Below are 348 nucleotides of genomic sequence, written 5' to 3'. Positions count from 1 at the left end.
GCTCCAGTCTTCAAGAGCCAGGATGTGATCGAGGCGATCGAGGTCAAGACCTACCATCGCTGGACGACGATCAACGGCGTCGCGCAGATGCGCGAGGTGCCGCTCACGCCGAAACTGCAGGAGCAGATCAACAAGGACGTGGCGCTGCGCAATGAAAACCAGGGCTATCAGCCGCGCTGGGTGTTCCTTGACGCGCCGCCCTCGGTTGAGTTGCAAGGCGCGCTCGACGATGCCCGGCAACTGCTCGCCCAGCAGCAGGAACATGATGCCGTTGAAGCTGAACTGCAGCCTGTTCCAGACACCCGCGCGCTGCACGCGCATGCTGCCGGAGACACGGCCGGAGATCGG

Annotated in this window: 1 protein-coding gene; it reads left to right on the top strand. The window is 63.5% G+C overall.

Going from position 1 to position 348, the window contains the following annotated elements:
• Positions 1 to 24: 24 nt before the first annotated feature.
• On the top strand, positions 25 to 348 hold a 324-nt coding region (locus tag EN874_RS32635), incomplete at its 3' end, for a hypothetical protein (protein WP_210238597.1).

The organism is Mesorhizobium sp. M1D.F.Ca.ET.231.01.1.1, assembly GCF_003999155.2.
GTDB lineage: Bacteria > Pseudomonadota > Alphaproteobacteria > Rhizobiales > Rhizobiaceae > Mesorhizobium.
This window is presented reverse-complemented; position numbering and strand designations above follow the sequence as displayed.